Below are 20,929 nucleotides of genomic sequence, written 5' to 3' on the forward strand. Positions count from 1 at the left end.
ATTATATATTAAAAAAGTTTCTTTACATAAAGAAACTTTTTATAATCAAAATCAAATTTACACTCTTTTTATATTATTTACTTTTCATGAAATTTGATCAGGTTTAAGAATTAGATTAATTTCATACTTAAACCTTTTATTATTAAAGGGATCAACGTAGATAGTTTCATAAGTTATTGACTGTACTAAATTTGCTTTATCTATATTAATATAACTTAAATTTTTTGTTTTAAAATTTTTGCTTTGAATTAATTTTTTATAGATATTATTTGAAACCTCATTATCAATCATATTTATATCATTAAATGCTTTTACAATATCTTCTAAAATATAATTAGTTATTTTATCATCAAAAATATATTCCATTCCTTCCATAATAGAAGAGCGTCTAAAATTACTAAATACTTGATTTCCATTTGAATCAAAATCAGTTCCCAAAGCATACATTGAAGTCTTAGAACCCCTAACTTTTTGATTTACTATTATTGGGTTTTCATTAATTTTTAAGTAAAGTCCATTTCTTGTTGAAGATAGTATAAAGGCTTGTAGAGGGTTATAGTCTCCGGTTAGACTATTTTCTATGAATTGCTTTTCACTATTATTGCTTTTATATCATAGTTGATATTTATCATTTACAATTTCTTTACTAATGATGTCTAATCCAATAGCTAATTTTTCTGCCTTTTTATTAATGATTTTTTCTTTATAAATTTTATTATTTAGATCAGTTTGAGATATATTTTTATAAATTAAATCAATAAGTTTTGATATTGTAATACCACTTGCAATTTCATTTTTAAAAATAGAGTATAAACTAATTTTTTGTCCAGTTAAATCTTCTATTAAAGTAGAATCCTCATCTCAAATAGCACTAAATAGATGTTTTAACTGACTTGTTGTCTTCTCACTAACTTTTAAATCTATTGTAATACCAATCCCATTTAATATTTCAATAACTTTATTTAAACCACTAAAGTCCGAATTAAATCCAAGACCATCACCAATTACTCATCTAAGCACATTTCCAACTTGGTCGGGTCCAATTCCACCAAAGGACCATCCTTTTCAAATTGCAACTCCATTACCAATTCCATAAAGAAGAGCAGAATAGTTATTTTTTTTATTTTGTCCTAGTATTGGAGAACTTAATTTTGATATTAAACCAATTAACCCAATATTTTGATCAATATTTGTTACTTTTTCACCAGAGTTAAAAAGTAAATAAAATAGTTTTTGCATTTGCTTACCTTCTAAATTTTTTTCTATGTTTGTAATTGTAGAAAGATTTTTTAAAAGTTTCTCTGTACTATAAGGATTTTCTTTTAAACTTAAATTATTTAACTCCTTTAAAAAATCATTGTTTATTTTTCCACTATCGAATAAATAATCATTTGATAGTGGAATATAACTTGAAAAATCTATTGAAGAAATATATTTAAGTAGTCCCGAAATTATAAATAAAATATCTGTAATATTTTCAGTCTTTTCAAAAACTAACTTTATTATTGTTTCAATATTTAAATTTAAATTATTTTTTTCTATTTGTTGAAAGAATTCTCCAATTATTTTCCCTAGGTTTTTATCAAAATTTTTATTTAAATTATATATATCTTCATTGCTAATAATTTTATCTTCTTGATTTAATACTCTGGCAAAAATATTATTAACCTTATTCAATGAAGCATTTAGAATCATTTGTCCGCTTAATTCTTCTGCTTGTTTATCTTGCATTAATATTGAATTAATTAAGTTATCAAGTATTTTGGCTCCTCCTGATAAATTTACCTCATTTAAAAAATTTATTATTCATTTAAATATTCCTTCAATATTTTTCTCTTTTATAGCATTTTCAAATTCAGAATTAAAAAAATTTTTCAAAATTCCATAAATAACATTTGACTCTTGCAAAAAACCTATTGTTTTTGATAAGGGCTCATTAATTTTTTGAATTAATTTTGCAATTGGTTGAATATTTTTACTGTTTAAAGAAGTAACTAAGTCATCATTTAAATTAAGTTGAGGTATAGCCCCCTGAATTAGACCAGAAATACTTGGATGAATTCCTCCATTTGATTGGAGGGTAGTTATTGCAAACATAAGAGTTCCTGCAATACTTTTAATTGAGCTTATTGGAGCTTTAACTTTATCATTTAAAAAATTTTCTTGTAGCTCATTAATTGCATCTCTATTCAAATCTTGATTATCAAAATAAAGGTCTCTAAGATCATTTAAAGTTGTTTCCTTTCCTGTATTAAAAAAAGGTATTAAAGAGTTTACTTTTGAACTATAGACAAGTTTATTTAAATAATTTGAATCATATGCAAAACCCGTATTTGTTTCTTGACTTGCATTTTGAATCATTGAACCTCGTAATAAAGTTTCAGAGATTTTAGTTAAATTACTAACTTTATTTGTAATTGATATTTTTTTTAAATTTATCATGCTACAAGAAGTAACACTTATAGTAGAAATTGGTACACTCATTACTGCAAATATTGAAATTATTTTTTTCATTTTATCCCCCGATATTTAAATTATATTTTTAAATTATGATAAAATATTTTTGAACTAATATAATATTTCAAAAATTAACTAATGAAGTCGGGAAAGATAAAATGAAAAAGACATTATTTTTATATTTAAAACAAGGTATAAAAGGTGTAATGAAATTTAAGATACAGTTTATTGTAATTATAATTTTAAGTTTTTTGGCTACCTTTATTTTAAGCGTGTCTTTTTCTACTACGAAAAGAATTAGTGAAGATTATGAAAAAACTATGTCTAAAATGGACCCATTTGATTTTGTTAACCAACAAGTAGTAGGAGTTAATTTATCAGAAGGAAAAGGTTCAAATATAATTGCTCCTATGGATATTCTTAATAATCAATTTTTGTATGTTAAAGATTCAAATGATTTAACTAGTCAAAGAAGTAATAAAGCAATCGATTTGAATTATAATATTTCTCACTTTGAAAATTTTTCAAGTGAGGGTTATGAAAAAACTTTTTTAACTAAAACTTTTGAAGTTCCAATTATTCAAGAAGAATTTTTAAAAATGTTAGCACATAGAGATTATTGGTATAGTATTTTTCAATATACTTATGATCCAATTAGAGATGAAGTAAAGTGAGAACCGAGCTTAGATGTTAATTATTATCCAGGAGCATCTTCAAATTCATATTTAACAAAAACAGCTGCAAATTACAATGGCACAATTTCAAATTTTTATTTGCCAACAATTGAAATGCTAAAAAAGATTTATTTAGAAGATTTATTTAGTGAAAATCCTCCAAGTTATGTCAAAAATACTTTGTTTTATGAGTTAAAAATTAAAGAACTAATTAGTTATAAAAATTTTGATGCAGAATTAGAAAATAATAGTGATTTTGATATTTATAATCGATATCTATATTTTGCATTAGAAACTTTCATTAGACAATTGATAAATTCAACAACTGAATATCCTTCATATTGAATTAATCAAGCAATAGAAAATTCTAATTCAAAAGAAAGAGAAAGTATAATTGAAGAATTTAATAAATTAAATAAAAATAATGAAATAGGTTTTGATTTTTTGTTAGAAAAGTCAGAAGAAGAAAATAAAACTGAGAATAGAAAATTTGCACTATCAATATTTAGATGAATTTTTGGATTTAATCCTACTTTACCAGATGATTGAAACGAAGAAGAATTAGGGCCTAATGATAAGTTTCTTGTTGATGATAATTCTAAAAGACCATGAAAAAACAATATTGATTTAGGTTCAGAAGATCTTGATTTAGATAGATATCCAAACTCAAAAGAGGATATATTTAAAAATGGAATGAGAGGAAGTTTAAATCAAATTATTGTTAAAAGAAGCGATAATGGAAAAATTTATAATTATGATAGTAGTTTTAGTAGTAAACATTTAAGACATTATGAGAATAATAGTATTGAACAATTAATTGGCTATAATAAAGACTTTGAAGAGTTTGATAATTATAATAAAAAATATAATTATGATGAAATATCTACTTCAAAAGCATTCTATCTTAAAAATGAAATTTTATCTAAGGCAATGGGTTTTAAATATGAGGCAAGAGCTGAGATGGAATTTACAGATGTAATATCTGAAGTTAATTATAGAATTATTGATATTAATAATGATTTAAAAAATAAATTAACTTTATATGAAGGAAATTTACCAAGAACAAAAAATGAAATTTTAATAAATCCCCAATTTGCAACAGCAAATAAATATCGACTTGGGGATAATATAGTCTTAGGTGAAAGCAACTTTGTTATTTCAGGGTTTGCTGTAGAACCTTTAAGTTATTTCCCAATGGGTAATACTCAAGATCCACTTCCAAATAATAAGAAGAATGCAATAATTTTTGCTACAAAAGACAACTTTAATAAAATAATATCTACTCAATTAGAAAAAATCGCTACAAAGTCTATTTATTCAATGTTAACTGTTGAGAATAAAGAAGATATATCAGAAAGCAACAAGAATTTAGAGAAATATAGAGCTTATTCCTTTAATAATATTATTGAAGTATACAATTCATATAATTTTATAACTGGAAAAAACGATAAATTAAATGATGAATGATTCATAAATACCTATTCAAAATTTGATTCAAGTAATTTTAAATTGAATTGAATTGTTGCACCAATGTTAATTTTAGCCTTTAAAATATTTTCATATGTTTTCTCAATATTAGTTTTTATAATTACAATAATAGCAACTGTTATAGCAGTCAAAAAGACAGTTGAATTAAATTCTGGAGAAATTGCTATCTTAAAAGCAATGGGTGCTGGTAATTTTCAAATTTCATCTTCATATATATCTTATGGAATAATTGTAACTATTTTTGTTGCTCCTATCGCTTGACTATTAGGTTCGTTTATTCAAGAATTTGTCGCAAAAGTATTCTTGCAATTTTCTTCAGGAAAATCAAATTTAATTATTTTTAGTCCCTTAGCTCTACTAATATCTATATTAATTTTTGGATTACTCTTATGTTTAATTTCATTTTTTACAGCATTTTTATTAGTTAAAAAACCGACTTTAGAAATTATGTATAAAATGGAAAAAGTTAAAAGAATTAAATGAGTGGATACAATTAACAATAAAATGTTTAGAAAAAGGTCATTCTCTACTAGATTTAGTATAGAATTAGCAACCTCTGGTTTCTCTAAAACAGTTCTTTCAGCTACAACTGTATTCTTTGCTGGTTTTTTAGTATCATTTGGCTTAACAATTCCAGGTTTAGTTCAAAATGTGGTGGGAAGTTATTATAAAAATGTTTATTATTCTAATTATTTTGAAAATAGAGAATTAATAGGAAATGCACCTTTAGCAAAAACTTCTTTGTCACCAACGAGAGAAATTGATTATTATGAGAATTCCTTATTTGATAGCAATAACATTTTTGGAAGTGGAATAACAAAAATATCTAAAAGTGTATCTGATTTTGCACCACCTCCAGACAACTCAGCAATACCTCAAATCTTGTTAACTCAGGAAGAAAATAATCAAGTAAAAGCAAATTGACTTTATGATTTTATGAATGGAAGTAGTTCTGAACAAAAAAATTTAAGAGATCAAAACTCTTTAATTGCAATAATTGCAAGTTTATTAGGTAATAATATTAATCAACTTGTTGGTAAAGGAATTTCAATTTCAGATATTCAAAAAATATTGGAATGAACAATTCATTCTAATTCACCTGATTTAGAAAAGTTTGAAGATAGATTACAAAAAATAAAAGATCTATCTGGATTATTGACTGACGGATTACCACAATTGTTGACAAATTTTATTGATGGTTCATCAATAACAGAGGGAGATTGAAAAGAACAAATTGTAAATATTATAATTGCTCAAACACCTTCATATATAAAACAATATGTAACTAGATCAGAAAATAGACTTAATAATTTTGCTTTTGGTTGACAAATAAATAAATATATTCCAGGAGTTGATAACTTTTATACAAGACTAAATGTTGCGACAAATAACAATAGGAACTTAGACTTAACTGGTTTACAATCAACTCAAAATGCTTATAAAATGACTATGAATGATAGAGAAAATTTATTTATTAGTGATTATCAAATTCAAATCTTGCAACAATTAATAAAAGGTGAAACAATTGATACAAATAAACTAAAAGAAATTAGTAAATTTTACGATGGAAAAAATTTAACTATTCCTGTTATTTCAAATGAACAAACAGATTTTGAATTAGATGAAAATTGAGAAAATCTTGAAAGTCCAAAAATTCAAAAAGATAGACTAATATTGAGAGAAAATGCTCTAAATATTCCAAATGAGGCATGAATGTATGATGATGGTGATTGATTAAAATATCAAAACTCATCTGCTACTAATAATATTAAACCATTTATTGATATGGATGGACTATCTGCAAGTAAATTTACATATGCTCCAATATTTGATCAAACTGGATTTGATTTATTTAATAGAGAAGAAGATATAAAACTTAAAGATAATGCTTATGGATTTTTCAATTTAAATTCAATTCCAACACCAGAAGGAGAAGAATTAGATTTTGAAATAAGACCGTACTATTCTTTTGACAATATAACAATGTTTATTCCATCAATATATAAAGAAAATTTTATGAAGCTGAAACAGAGTGGAAATAGAGATAGTAGTAAATGATGACAAGAGGATGCTTCACAATTTGTTCCAGAAGAAACTAAAAAAGCTTGAGCAAAAATTAATCCAAATTTAGAAAATAATAACGATTATTTTGCATTTAAACCTTACTCTCTATACTATGATGCATCAGGAAATTTTGAACGCGAGCAAGAGAATTTATCAGGAGTTCCAGTTGAATATATGTCAAAAGGGTATGAAAATCTTTTTGCAAGAACTTTAAGAGAAACTGATGGTCCAATAACTTTAGGAAACGTTGAAATGAATTGAATATCAAATAATAAAAATATTGAAAAAATAAGATTTAAAAAAATTGGGTCAATTGGAGTGTATGGAAAACCCATAGTAATTGCAGATCAAAGTATTGTAAATATATTAAGTGGTTATGGTATTTCAAAATATATTCCATTTAATTTAAAATATGAAGACACTTCAAAACCTGCTGGTTCTTATAATGTTAATGGAGTCGATATCAAAACATATGATTATATAAATCCAAATAATTTTACTGAAAAAGCTGATAATAATATTAAAGATTTAATTTATGGTGATAATGACTTTCAAAAAAGCGTTAGACCAAGTATGTGATATAGTGGTATATTATCAAATGCAGAAGAACCATATTTTATTACAACTCAAGCATCTTTTTCAAGAGATTATAAAGCAGGTCAAGATACTATGAATGGAAATAATTATGGATCAAGTACACTTGAAATGAAATCAACAGTTTTATTAGGTCAGCAAAAAGCTCTAATAAAACAATTATCTTCCATAATTTTAACTGTGGCAACTGTTGCAATATGCTTACTAATAATAATTATGGTTTTAACAATTACCTTAATAAATGATTTATACGTTAATCAATATAAAAAATTTATGATTGTTATGAAATCATTGGGGTATTCAAATTGAAAAATTATTAAATATACATTTGGTAGTGTTACTATATTATCTGCATTGTTCTATGCATTAGGAGTGTTTGCAAACTTCACACTAATATCAATATTATTTAATGTAATTAGTAAACAACTTGGTTCAATACCATATGGTTTAACTTGATGAAGCCCAATATTGGCAATTATTCTTGTTTTTGGTTCGTTCTTTGTTTCAATTGTTATAACAACTAAAAATATTAGAAAAAAATCTCCCTCAGTTCTTATGAAATAAAAGAAAACTAATGAGAAGTAAGAAAAATTTATAATTATGATATAATTTTATAAATTAAAGGAGTTTAAATATGAGTGAAAAAGTTTATCAATTAAGTTCAGATCAATTGGGTGTAGTTAAATTTCCAGATTCATGACTTTTAATTCATTTTGAACTTGAAAAGGAATTGGAACCAAGTCAATATTTTTTTCCTACTTTAGATGAGGGAATAAAGAAGTTCGCATTAATTTTTGAACAGAAAATAATTAATTATTGATTATCAAAAGGAAATGAAGGGAAATTAAAAATTGCTGCCTTAAAAGAATACTTATTAACATCATGAAATAATCCTGGAGTTGAGACAATGAAAGAATTGTTGATTAAAAATTATGACTACTTAGAATTTAAACAAAAATCCTCAAAGGAGCTAATTGACGAAAATCATAGATTTTTAGCTTTAACAATTATTCATATTTGCTTAAATCATAATAAAAATCACTTTTATTTTAATGGATTGCATGTTTCTACTAAATTTGTTGATAAAATGTTAGCAGTAGACTTTTGGTCAAAAGTTGAACAAGAATCTTTGGAAGATAACAATAAAATATAATTAAAAATAAAATTGACTACTTAGCTAGTCAATTTTATTTTAAAATTTTCAACAAATCGTTTTGTTTGATATTAAGAAATTGATTCATATTATTTGCTAAAACATATATTGATGCTGCCTTATCGTAATATTTTGTCATTTTGTTAGGGCCAAAATTTGAATAAGTTTCAATAACCTTATTTTTAATATCACAAATAACTAAGTCTATATTTTCTTTAAAACCAAAAGAATTAAATCCTTTTGAATAAATTAGTCTAAAACCATTTTCTGGAGAAAATTTATCTTTAAAAATTAATGAACTAAATTTTCTAGAAACATTTTTAATAGTTCTTATATTTATTTCTAATAGTTCTTGATTGTGAATTAGTTTTGAAGAACTATTTTCTTTAAATAAATCTTCATTTTTATCTTTTTTGAATATTTTTGTTACTAGTATTAAATTTTTAATAGTTCCCATAGAAATCACCTATAAATATTATATATAAAAATTAGTAGTATAATATTAAAAGAAAAGAGGAATAAAAAATGGCAAAAGTAGCTATTTTTGTTGCTAATGGTTTTGAAGATACAGAAGTTGTTGCAACAGTAGATGTTTTAAGAAGAGCAGAAAAATTATTTCCTAAAAGTTTTCCTGTTGTTGATATAGTATCAATTAATGATTCAAAACAAGTAAAGGGAGCTTGAAATATTGAAATTATTGCAGATAAATTAATTAATGATATTAATTTTTCTGAATATGATTGTTTAATTTTACCTGGTGGAAGAGCTGGCGTTGAACATTTAAAAGAAAGTGAAATTTTAATGAATTCACTTGAAAAGCATGCAAAGGCAAATAAAGTTATTGCAGCTATTTGTGCTGCTCCAGAGATATTAGGTAAATTAGGATTAGTTGATGGGATTGAAGTTACACACTATCCTGGATGCATCTCTAATTTAGAAAAAGCAATTAAGAAACCTCACATATCTGCAATTGCTGATAAAAACTTCATTACTGGAAGTTCAATTGGAGGGGCTTTACAATTTGCATTACAGATAGTCGATCACTTTACTTCAACTGAAAAAATGTTGGAGTTGCATAAGAGTTTAGTATTTAATTATTAGAAAGAGCACATTTATGTGCTCTTTTACTATATAATAATTTATGAAATTAAATTTTAAAGGAATTTATGAGAAGAAATAATAGTAATTTACAATTGGTTAAATATCTAATGGCATTTTTAATTATTTTGTATCATGACTGAACTGCTTTCGGATATCAAAATATTATTTTTTTAGAGCCAATTATCGGAGCTTCTATGAGTGTTTTCATACTTATTACAGGATATTTTAAAGTAGATAGTAAAAATTATAACTTTTTAAAACTTTTTATGATTGTAATGTGTTGTTTAATAATAAACACAGTAGTTTGTCTTTCAATTAATAATTTTACAAATATACTTGATCATGTAAATAATTTATTTCTTGGTGGTAGAGATTGATGGTATATTTGATGTTTTCTTTTGTTACAACCATTTATTAAATATCTAAATGACTTTGTAAACAAAACTACATCAACTTTTTTATTTATCTCAATATGTTTATTATTTGTTTTTTCTTCTGCAACAACTTCTCTATATAAATTTGGACAAGTATTTACAATGTTTAATTTATTTTATATGATTACTTTTTATTTAATTGGAGCCTGAATTAAAAGGTATTATAATTTAGAGGGTATTAAAAAAATTCTTATTCCAATCTTCTTTTTTCTTCTAATTTACATTCCTATTATGTTTTACAATATCAATGTAATAAAGTATAAAATTTCAATGAGTACTTCAAATGTTATTACATTTCTTTTGTCTATTCCATTATTTTTAATTTTCTTATCTATTCCATCGTATAATAATAAATTTATTGATTATCTAGGAAAATTATCATTATATGTTTATTTATTTCATTATCTTATTCAAACAATATTTATGGAGAAATTATTCAATAATAACTTCTTAAATTTTAGTCCAACTCCTATAAGAAATATAGTATATGCTTTAATAATTTTAATGGGCACAACACTTATTTCATTTCCTATTTGTTATTCTTCTGAAAAATTTTCAAAATATACAACAAGTTTTATTTTCAAAATTTGAGATAAATATAAAATTTATTAAATAAGCTAATAATAGAAAATTATTTTTTATATGCTTATATCAATTTTTTTATGCTATTTACTGATCAAGCTTCTTGCTTTTTTTTTTTTTTTTGGTTAATATTGATTTTAAGAACAAAGAGCATAGTACTTATTTAATTTTTTTTCAAACATTTTTGTGAAGGAGAAAAATGAAAAAATTATTAACTATATTAGCAGGTTTAGGAATCGCTTCCTCTGCAACAACTTCAGTTATTGCCTGTGGAAATAAAAAACAGCCTCCAATTGAAGAAAATAATGATGTTTCGGAATTAATTGAACAATTTAAAAAACAATCAAGCGAGATTATGGATTCATTTATTAATTCTAAAAAAAATAAATTACTAGGATTAATTGATGATAATGGAGTATATAACTTTTTTAATAGAAAAAATATTGAAAAATATGGAACAAATACTAATCCAGATGGTTTAAATGTTAGAGAAGACTTAACTGAAAATTTAAAAAATGATATTGTAACTGACTTTAATAATATTTTAAGAACAGTTGAGTTAAGAAATAAATTAAATGAATTAGCAAACTCTTCAGATAAGTTTAATGTCATCATTTGAAATAATGAAGTAGTTGATTCATTGGACTTTGATAAAAATTCTATTGATATTAAATATACAAATAAAGACTGACAAGAAAATGAAGAGTCAAATCCAGATTACTTTTTATCTTCAACAGTAATTAATTTAAAAATCATAATTCAATTTAAAAATAATGATGGTAATAAGCAAAGTTTTGATACAACAATTCCATTAGTCTTTACTTATACAAATGATGAGGTTTTATTAAAAAATATTGATAAAATTCAAAAAAATATTGAAAATGATTTCCTAAGTAGTGAAAGTAAATTCTCTTGATTAGATTATCAAAATAGCTTATTAAATTTGGATAAAAGAACTAGCTATAAAATATTTGATTTTTTTAATAGTAAAAAAAGATCATCAATAATAGATAATATTTATGGTTCAACTGATTTTAGAGATGAATTTATAAATTTTATTAAAAATAAATATTTGAGTGAAATAAATATTGGATTAGAGTTTTCATCTAATAATAAGCCAACTATTTCTAAAAATTCAATTTATTCAAAAGTAGAACCAAATAATTACAATGCCTTTCTAAATGAAAAGGATGGTCAAGATTATAAAGATGCAAATCAATCAATTTTAATAAATATAGAGGAAAGTGGAAATGAAGTAAACTTTAAAGATTATGGTACAAAAAATGTCAATAAAGATGTTTTTAGTTTATTAAATAAAAATATAAAAACCATGTATCAAAACTATGAAGCTTTATTTCAAACTTTTTTAACAGAAAGTAACTATAATGGAGCTAATAAAAATACAAACTCATTAGTAAATGGTAAAGTTACTCTTGAAGGATTATCTTTAGTAATTAACTCAAACTATAAGTTACCAATAAATAGTGTGTCTATAAAATACTCTTTAGCAATTGATAATGCTGAAAATAAGGATTTAAATGGTGAAAATTTAATTAAGGATACATCATTTGGAAATGCAATTTACTTTAATACTATTGAAGGTATAAAATCATTTCAAAATGTTTTCGATACAAGAGAATCAACAATACTAAATGGAAGTAGTCAATTTCAAACACCATTTGCTTTTAGTGGTAAAGTTAGAGATGAAGAAATTGAAGCAAATATTTGAGATAATTTACAAAAAGAGAGTAATGGAAGTTTTGTTGACTGAGTTAATAAAAGTCTATCCTTATTAAATGATAATCAAATTGATTTTAGAGATAAATTATTAGAAAATGGTCATCAAGGAATTTTTAATTTATACTTTACAAATTATCATCGTAATGGAAGTGTATCAGATATAACACCAGAGACAACCTATTTTGGAATTTATTCAGATGTTCAGAAAACAGAAAATGGATATAAACAAGTTAAAAGATATGCAGGTTATCTTTCAAGAAAAACCGGAATCCTTTTAAAATTTAATTTCCTAAATATTGTTTTTGTATTTGAAGAATATGGAAAAGATATTGCAGATAACTCAATAATAATTGAAAGAAGTAAAATTTAATTTTTTTACTTAAAAATTATGAAAATACAAAATAGTATATCCTTTAATAAATTATTAATATTCAATTTTAAAATTATATTTCATGAAAAATCATTTATAGTTTTAAATTTATTATTATTGTTTTTTCCATTTTTCTTTTCTCTTAGTTTATTTTTTTTAACAACAGGAGAACAAATAGTTATATTTTTTAATTTTTATATTTTAATTTATATATCATTATTTATCTTTCTTTTAGTTTTGAGATCAATGCAGTTTTATTTTGTTAACTCTATAGAAAATAAACTCTTATATTTAGTTTTAGCAAATCAAGTCTCAAGAGTTAAAATGCTGATAAGTCAATATATTTTAATTAATATTGTGATTTTATTTAATATAATCATTTCTACTTTATTAATTTCTCTATTTGGATACTTATTAACAGAGAATTTTAATTTAATCATAAAACTAAATTTAGCTTTTTTTCTCTATTCATTTGTATCTTCATTTTTTCTAATGGCTTTTATCTTACTGCTTTTATTATTTTCAAATATTCAGTTTACAACGATTATTTGTACATTATTAATATCTATTACTTTTCTTTCAAACATTCCTCGTCAATTTATAGAAGCAAGAGAAAGCCAAGGTACAATAAAGTTCAATTATAATAATGGACAGATTTATAAAGTAAATGACTTATATGACTCATTTGACTTACAAAAATATGTATTAAACTATCAAATAAAATATCCATATTTAGCATATGCTCTAAATGAATTTATGGTTAAAGAAAATGAATTTACTAGAGAAGAATTTAATTTGGAAGATTCAATAAATAAAAGAGTAAATGGCTTTTGAAGTAAGTTAAATATTATCAAAAAAGAAGAAACATTAATTACTGGAAAAAATTTAAAGATAAAAAATTTACCTGTTGGTTCAAACATGACTGATCTGAAAGACTTTAAAGCAGATGATTCAATTGATACAGAAATATATTTAAAAAATATATTCATTTCAAAAGAAAAATTAATGGAATTAATAAAAGATACTGAAAAAAGTGATAAGAAATTAGGCTTAATTTTAAAAGATTTAAGTGATTTTCTAGATAGTATTCAAAACTATATACCAAATTTTCAGCAATTTACAAGTGATTACTTTGAGGAATTTGTCTTTATTGATGAATCCAAAAGTAAAATTTATAAAGATAATAAAACTATAAGTGCTGTATTTAAAAAAAATTACTTAACAAATATTTATAAATATAATTTAAATTCATCAGCTTCTTTACAAAGCGGATTGACTTTAAAAGCTGGAACAATTGAAAACTCATTCATAAGAAATGATTTATTTTTTCCTCTAATGCTAGCATCAAGAATGTTGGAAGAGTATTTTATAAATTATACTAGTAAGTATATTGTTGCTTCTAAATATTCAGTTGATGTTCAAAATGATGGATGAAATAACTATTATTCTGCAAGAAGTAAATTTGATTTATATAATAATTTAAACTTATTTAATGGTATTTGAAATAATTATACAGAGTTATCAGGATTTTCCTATCAGGATTTTTGATTTAAAAATAGTTCAAAATCAAAAATTGATTTAAATAATCAAAAAAATATGTTTCTGAATTATAGCAATTATACTTTTAAATTAAATGAATTTAATATTATAGATAAGAATTCTTATAACAATTATACAAAGCCATGAATATATTTGGCTATTCAATCTCTATTATCTATTGGATTTTTTGTAATGATTTGTTATAGATATAGCAAATTCGATTTAAGTTAGGAAATAAATATGGAAATAAATATTAAAGGTTTTGTAAAAAAATTTAAAACTCATCAGATTGGTGAACTTAATATGGATATTAATTCCCAAAAAATAACAGCAATTCTTGGCTCTAGTGGGAGTGGTAAAAGTGTTTTAATTAACTCCATAATTGGATCTATAAGAAATTTTAAAGGAAATATTTATATCAATGGGGTATCAAGAAAAAAAATATCTCATTATAAAATTAATAAGCTAATTAGTTTTTATACTCAAACAGATTTTTCATTATATAGTGTTAATGCTGTCTTCTTTTTGAGAACCATGTGTATAATTCTTGGAATAAATAAAAGGGATAGAGAGACTAAAATTGAGTATTGACTAAAATTCTTTGATTTATGAGAGACAAGAAATAAAATTATAAGTAAATTTTCTTGAGGAATGAAAAACCGTTTAAATTTGATTTTATGTTTTATTAAGGATACAGAAATAATTATTATGGATGAGCCAGGAGCAAATCTAGATTCATATTGAAGAAATAAAATTAAAAATTTATTAATAGATTTTAAGAATCAAGGTAAAACAATAATTATTACTGTTCATAATATTGATGAGATTTCAGATATCATTGATGATTATATTATTTTAGAAAATGGTAAAAAAATATTTGAAGGTACAAAAGAGGCATTAAATGTTTATTCCAAGTACAAACTATTTATTAAGGAGTTATTTGATGTTGAAAAATTTAGAGAATTTTTACTACAAGAAAATATTAAATCCTTTAAATATGATAACTATGAAAACTCCTTGGTTATAGCTGTTGAAAATTATAGACAGATAAATTATTTATTTTTATATTTAATTAAAAATAATTTACCATTAAATAACCTTATAAAATTACCAATAAATATGGAATCCATTCATAAAGCTCTTGAAAATAACGAGCTAATTAAATAATTGTTTTATAATAAAATATAAATTATAGTTATATAATGTACTTGTTTATTAATAAAAAAAGATAACATTTCGTTATCTTTTTTTATTAATTCAAAATATAGGAGCAAATAAAAATTATGAAAGAAGATAAATTTTTTACAAATAAAGATGAACAGGAGCTTTTAAATGAGATACAAAATGAAATTTTAACATCAGATGAAGTATATCTAATTTATCCCTTTATATCAAAATCTATTTTAAATAAGATTTCATTAACATTTAATTATTGTCAAAAAAATAAAATTTTAATAAAAATAATTTCTACAACATTTGATGATTTATCTCAATTCAATAATTTGCAAGAACTAAAAAAATTAATTGAAAGTTATGACAATATTCAAATAAGGATAGAAGACAATTTAGAGGGACATAGTGAAAGAATACATATCAAAGCTGCAATCTTTAAAAGAAAAACAAATTATAATAGTGCAATAGTAGGTTCTTCTAATTTAACTTATAAAGGAATGATTAGTGGAAGGGAATGAAATATTAAATTTGCTTCAAAAGAAAATAATGATTTAGTTCAAAAAATGATAGATGAATTTAATTTACTATGAGAGGATAATTTGGTTGATTTTTCAGATGATTATGAAAGAGATTTACTAATTCAAAAAATTAAGGAGAATCAGGAGCAAAAAAATATTTTAGAATTAGATAACTCATTTATTTACAAAAAAAGAAATTTATATAAATTTCAAAAAGATATTATAGATAAGCTTTCATATAGAAGATTTCAAGGAAAAAATAGACATCTTATTGTAATGGCCACTGGAACTGGAAAAACTTTAGTTTCGGCTTTTGACTTTAAAAGACAATGAGAAACCTCAAATAGAAATCTAAGTATTTTGTTTTTAGCACATCAAAGAGAAATTATTGATCAAGCTTTAAATACCTATAGAGAGGTTTTGAATAATCCTAATTTTGGAGAGGTTTTATATGATGGTCAAATAATTAGTGAGAAACCTTTACATCTTTTTGCAACTATCCAATCTCTTTCAAATAAAATAAATAATTTTTCAAAGAGTCAGTTTGACATATTAATTTTTGATGAGGCCCATCATATCGCAGCAAATTCTTTTGAAAAAACTTTTAATTTTTTTCAACCTAAACAAATTATTGGTCTAACTGCAACACCTGAAAGAGAAGATGGAAAAGATATAAAAAAATATTTTAATAATGAATTTGCTTCTGAATTGAGACTTTGAGATGCTATTAATCAAAAATTATTATGTCCTTTTGATTATTATTGTATTGATGATACTTCCACTGACTTAAAAGGAGTTGATATAAATTCAGATAGGGAAATATTTAAAAAAATTAATACACAATCTAGAAATGAATTATTATATAAGACTATTGAGAAATACTTGGGTATATATGCCAGACCAACAGCTTTAATTTTTTGTATTACAATAGAACATGCAAATATTATTTCTAATTTTTTAAAAACAAAAAATTTAAGGGCAGAATCATTAACAGCTGAAAATAATAAAGAAAGAAAAAGAATATTGTATGAATTTAAAACTGGTAGAATAAACTACTTATGTGTAGTAAATATTTTTAATGAGGGTATAGATATACCAGAGATCAATACAATAATATTATTAAGACCAACAAATTCAAAAACTGTTTATTTGCAACAATTGGGTAGAGGTCTTAGAAAGACGGAATTAAAAAATAAATTAGAAGTATATGATTTAATATCAAATATAGATAATAAATATGATCTTACTTTAGGAATAAGAAACCTATTTAGTTCTCAAATAATTGGGACTAATTTTAATGTAATTAAAAATGGACTGCCTTATAATTCAACAATAACATTAGAAAAACATACTGAGAATATAATTTTGCAAAGTTTAAAAAAATGATATGGAAATAAAAATATTATAAAAAATAAAGTTATAAAATATTATAAAAAATATGGTAGTGATTCTTTAGAAAAAATAATTAACAACTATGAATTCTCTTTACAAAATTTTTATAATGCTTTAGATGATCTATTTTTAAAAACAGCAAAGGAAATATCAAAATTTAAAGATAAAGAGAATAATACAAACAGAAATAAAAATATACTAAAACAATTTATTTTTTTAGATAATCATCAAATAATAAGTTATTTCTTAAATCGGTTAGAGGGAAAAATTAATAAAAAGAATATAGATCTAGACTTCGATAATTTACTTATGACATCCTTTTTATACGAGATAACAAGTATGGAAAAGTTTTTATCTTTATATCCTAATTATTTGGAAATAGGCGATCTTGTAGAAGAATTTATTATAAATAATAAATTAATAACAGAAGAACTAATTTTAATTTTAAAATATAAATTAAAATATGAAATTTTGAACTATAAAGGAAATTTTGATAAGTTATTATCAGTTAATTCTACTTATACTGTAAAACAATGCTTATCAGTTTTAGGAAGAACTAATTTTTTACATTATAGAGATGAGATGAAAGTGCTAACTTTTCAAGCTGGTTACTTAACTTTTGATAATTCAAAACAACTTATTTTAGCTGATGAGGACTCAACTAGTTATGGTAAATTAACCAAATATAATAAAACAACAAATAAATTTTATTGATCTATTCCTGAGACTATGTCAATAGAACATAAGATAATTAAGGATTTTAATAATGATTCTATTAAGAAATTTTTATTTCTTCATGATAAACAAAATTATGAACAGAAAAATATGTTTTTAAAATTATATAAATTTGTAGGCATAGGAATTTATAATAAAATGTTAAATGAAAAATATCTAACAGCAGAATTTGATGTAAATTAATCTTTATTCTCTAATTTTTAAATGAACAATAATTATAGTGGTCATTAACAATTCCAATTGCCTGAAGAAAGGAATATACAGTTGTCTTTCCCAAAAATGAAAAACCTTTTTTCTTTAATTCAATACCCATTTTTATTGATAATTCAGAAAAAGAAGGGGTAATTTCTTCATCTTCAATTGAGTTATTGATTATTTTATTATTTGTAAAAGACCAAATGAAATTACTAAAGCTTTCATAATTTTCTTGAATCTTAATAAAAGCTTTTGCATTATTTATAGCAGCCTTTATTTTTAGCCTATTTCTAACAATTCCTTTATTTAGTATTAACTCCTCTCTCTTTTTTTCATCATAAAGAGCAATTTTATGATAATCTCAATTATCGAACGCTTTTCTAAAATTCTCTCTCTTTTTCAAAATAATATCTCAACTTAGTCCAGCTTGATTTATTTCTAAAATAAGCATTTCAAAGAGCAATTTATCTTCATAAATTGGTTTAGCTCATTCATTATCATGATATTGCTGATTTAGTATATTTTTATTAGCTCATTGACATCTTTTTTTCATTGCATTATTTCCTTTTTTTATTTAAATACAATCAAATTATATATAAAAGGTCTATGCATTATTTAAAAATAAGCTTTAATTTAATTTTTTTACTTAAATTAATAAAAAAATACAAATTTTTAGATAATTTAGTTATAATTAAAGTGTCATATTTAAAGTAAAAGAAGACGCAAGTCTTCTTTTATATTTGTTAAAACATAATTGACAAAATTTATAGGAGGATTAAAAGCCATGACAGATGGTGCAAAACTATTAGATGCGATTTTTGAAATCGTACAAGATAAAAAAATAGACAAAAATATTGTTTTGGAGGGTATTAAAGAAGGTTTTCAAAAAGCATATGAAAAATCATTTGATCCTGAAGCAACAGTAAGAGTAGATATTGATCAAAATACTGGTCAAGTTAAGGTATTTAAAATTTTAACTGTTGTTCAAAAAATAGAAGATGAATGATTAGAAATTGGCTTAAATGCAGCTAAAGAGCTTTATGGAGAAAATGTTTCAATTGGTGACAATGTATATGAACCAGTAGAATTTCAAGAGGATTTCTCAAAAATAGCTGTAATGCAAGTAGGGCAAATTATTAAGCAAAAAATTCGTGAAGGTGAGAAAAATAAAATTTATCAAGAGTTTTTATCAAAAAATCATGAAATTGTTGGTGGATTTGTTAAAGATATTACAGAGAATAGTTATTTGGTTGATATTAATGGTTCAATCATTCCAATTTGAAATAAAAAAATTATTCCAGGAGAAGATTTTGATATTGATGATAGAATTTGTTTCTATATTGAAGAAGTTTCAAGAGATAACAAACATTCACAAATTCAAGCTTCAAGAATTCATCCAGAATTTTTAACAAGATTAATGGAAACTGAAGTTCCAGAAATTTCTGAGGGAATAGTTGAAGTTAAATCAGTTGCAAGAGAACCAGGACATAGAGCTAAAATAGCTGTATTTTCACACGAAGAGGGTGTAGATCCAATTGGAAGTTGTGTTGGTGCATCAGGAAGTAGAATTAAAAATATTACTAAGGAATTAAATGGTGAAAAAATTGATGTAGTTTTATGAAATGAAGATAAAAAAACATTTGTAATGAATTCATTAGCACCTGTTAAAGTAATTAGTATTGATATCAATGAAGAAAATAATGAATGTTTTATAGTTGTTCCAAATGAACAATTATCATTAGCAATTGGTAAAAAAGGGATGGCAGCTAGATTAGTTGCAAATCTAGTAAATATGAAAATTAATATTTTTTCATTTGAAAATGCCAAGGAAAAAGAAATTGAAATTAAATGAAATGGAAATATTGATGAAGCAGAATTAAGCAATCCAGATTTCCTAAATAAAGTTAATAAAAGAAGAGAAAAAACTGCAGGTAACTTTAATAAAGATAAAAACTTTATCAAAAAACAAGAACAAGAAGAAGAAATTGCTTTTATTGAAGAAGATAAATCAATTGATGAAATTCAAGCATCGATTGCAGCATTTGAGAGTCTAAGTGAAGAAGATAATACTTTTGAATTTGAAGAAAGTATTGATAATGTTGATGACAGTTATGATTCATACTATGAAAAATAGTTTTAAAAAATGTCAAAAGATATAATTCTTAGAAAAGATGCTGCATCTAATAAAATGTATCCAAAAGTTGAATTGATTAGAATTGTTAAAAATAAAAATGGTGAAGTTTTTATTGATAATACAAAGAAGGCTAATGGCAGAGGAGCTTATATAAGACCAACTATAGAAGCACTTGAAAAAGTAAAAAAAACTAAAGCTTTGGAAAGAAATTTAAAGACTAGTTTGGGAAATGAATTCTATGAAAAACTTTTAGAAGAGGTAAAATTAAATTGGGACTAAATATAGATAAATTATTAGGTTCTTTAGGAATGATTTCATCTGCAGGTAAATTAGTTTATGGAGAAAAACTTTTTGATCAAATTAAACTAACAAAAGTAAAAATTGTACTAACAACTTCTGACATGGGAAAAAGTCAATTAAAAAAAATCAATGATAAGGCCAAATTTTATAATATCAAAATTATTAATAATTTATTTGATTCCGAACAATTAAGCAAGGCTATTGGAAGAAACAATATTAAAAGTATTGGAATTAATGACGATAATTTTGTAAAGTTAATTTTAAAAAACATTGAATAAGAAAGGAG

Annotated in this window: 14 protein-coding genes; 11 read left to right on the forward strand and 3 right to left on the reverse strand. The window is 23.4% G+C overall.

Annotated elements, in window-relative coordinates; genetic code table 4:
• Positions 1-57: 57 nt before the first annotated feature.
• A complete protein-coding gene (locus AACL15_RS01895; protein WP_339034771.1) occupies positions 58-2,514 on the reverse strand; it encodes a hypothetical protein in 2,457 nt (818 codons plus the stop codon).
• Positions 2,515-2,615: 101 nt separating this feature from the next.
• On the opposite strand from AACL15_RS01895, the gene AACL15_RS01900 reads away from it, so the two are divergent.
• Both AACL15_RS01900 and AACL15_RS01905 read left to right on the forward strand, forming a co-directional pair.
• The gene (locus tag AACL15_RS01900; protein ID WP_339034773.1) at positions 2,616-7,841 is read left to right on the forward strand and encodes an ABC transporter permease; all 5,226 of its coding nucleotides are present in this window, start codon (positions 2,616-2,618) and stop codon (positions 7,839-7,841) included.
• A gap of 70 nt (positions 7,842-7,911) precedes the next feature.
• Positions 7,912-8,430 (forward strand): hypothetical protein, encoded by a 519-nt coding sequence (locus AACL15_RS01905; protein ID WP_339034775.1) that lies wholly within the window; start codon positions 7,912-7,914, stop codon positions 8,428-8,430.
• Positions 8,431-8,464: 34 nt separating this feature from the next.
• Here the strand turns inward: AACL15_RS01905 and AACL15_RS01910 are convergent, their stop codons facing one another.
• A complete protein-coding gene (locus AACL15_RS01910; RefSeq protein WP_339034778.1) occupies positions 8,465-8,887 on the reverse strand; it encodes a hypothetical protein in 423 nt (140 codons plus the stop codon).
• 68 nt (positions 8,888-8,955) lie between these two features.
• Here AACL15_RS01910 and AACL15_RS01915 point away from each other — a divergent pair, with 68 nt between their 5' ends.
• From AACL15_RS01915 to AACL15_RS01940, 6 genes are all read left to right on the forward strand, one after another.
• The gene (locus tag AACL15_RS01915) at positions 8,956-9,531 is read left to right on the forward strand and encodes a DJ-1 family glyoxalase III (RefSeq protein ID WP_339034780.1); all 576 of its coding nucleotides are present in this window, start codon (positions 8,956-8,958) and stop codon (positions 9,529-9,531) included.
• Positions 9,532-9,596: 65 nt separating this feature from the next.
• The gene (locus tag AACL15_RS01920) at positions 9,597-10,577 is read left to right on the forward strand and encodes an acyltransferase family protein (RefSeq protein ID WP_339034782.1); all 981 of its coding nucleotides are present in this window, start codon (positions 9,597-9,599) and stop codon (positions 10,575-10,577) included.
• 169 nt (positions 10,578-10,746) lie between these two features.
• Positions 10,747-12,657: a lipoprotein gene (locus AACL15_RS01925; RefSeq protein ID WP_339034784.1), complete on the forward strand. Its 1,911-nt coding sequence runs from the start codon at positions 10,747-10,749 to the stop codon at positions 12,655-12,657.
• Positions 12,658-12,981: 324 nt separating this feature from the next.
• On the forward strand, positions 12,982-14,427 hold the full coding sequence (locus tag AACL15_RS01930) for a hypothetical protein (protein WP_339034786.1): 1,446 nt from the start codon (positions 12,982-12,984) through the stop codon (positions 14,425-14,427).
• Between the two features lie 9 nt (positions 14,428-14,436).
• Positions 14,437-15,363, forward strand: a complete 927-nt coding sequence (locus AACL15_RS01935) for an ABC transporter ATP-binding protein (RefSeq protein WP_339034788.1) — start codon at positions 14,437-14,439, stop codon at positions 15,361-15,363.
• A gap of 116 nt (positions 15,364-15,479) precedes the next feature.
• Entirely contained in the window at positions 15,480-18,197 is a 2,718-nt protein-coding gene (locus AACL15_RS01940) for a DEAD/DEAH box helicase family protein (protein ID WP_339034790.1), read from the forward strand.
• A 10-nt stretch (positions 18,198-18,207) separates the two neighbouring features.
• On the opposite strand, the gene AACL15_RS01945 is transcribed toward AACL15_RS01940, so the two are convergent.
• Positions 18,208-18,762: a DNA-3-methyladenine glycosylase I gene (locus AACL15_RS01945; RefSeq protein WP_339034792.1), complete on the reverse strand. Its 555-nt coding sequence runs from the start codon at positions 18,760-18,762 to the stop codon at positions 18,208-18,210.
• 231 nt (positions 18,763-18,993) lie between these two features.
• Between AACL15_RS01945 and nusA the strand changes: the two genes are divergently transcribed.
• The 3 genes from nusA to AACL15_RS01960 are packed head-to-tail and all read left to right on the forward strand — an operon-like array spanning position 18,994 to position 20,921.
• A complete protein-coding gene (gene nusA / locus AACL15_RS01950) occupies positions 18,994-20,343 on the forward strand; it encodes a transcription termination factor NusA (RefSeq protein WP_339034794.1) in 1,350 nt (449 codons plus the stop codon).
• A gap of 9 nt (positions 20,344-20,352) precedes the next feature.
• The gene (gene rnpM, locus AACL15_RS01955) at positions 20,353-20,622 is read left to right on the forward strand and encodes an RNase P modulator RnpM (protein WP_339034796.1); all 270 of its coding nucleotides are present in this window, start codon (positions 20,353-20,355) and stop codon (positions 20,620-20,622) included.
• Positions 20,613-20,921 carry a 50S ribosomal protein L7 gene (locus AACL15_RS01960; RefSeq protein ID WP_339034798.1) on the forward strand — a complete coding sequence of 103 codons (309 nt, stop codon included), beginning with the start codon at positions 20,613-20,615 and terminating at the stop codon, positions 20,919-20,921. The genes rnpM and AACL15_RS01960 overlap by 10 nt, the downstream gene beginning before the upstream one ends.
• Positions 20,922-20,929: the final 8 nt, after the last annotated feature.

Origin of the sequence: Spiroplasma endosymbiont of Cantharis rufa (genome assembly GCF_964019665.1) — a bacterium.
GTDB lineage: Bacteria > Bacillota_I > Bacilli_A > Mycoplasmatales > Mycoplasmataceae > Spiroplasma_A.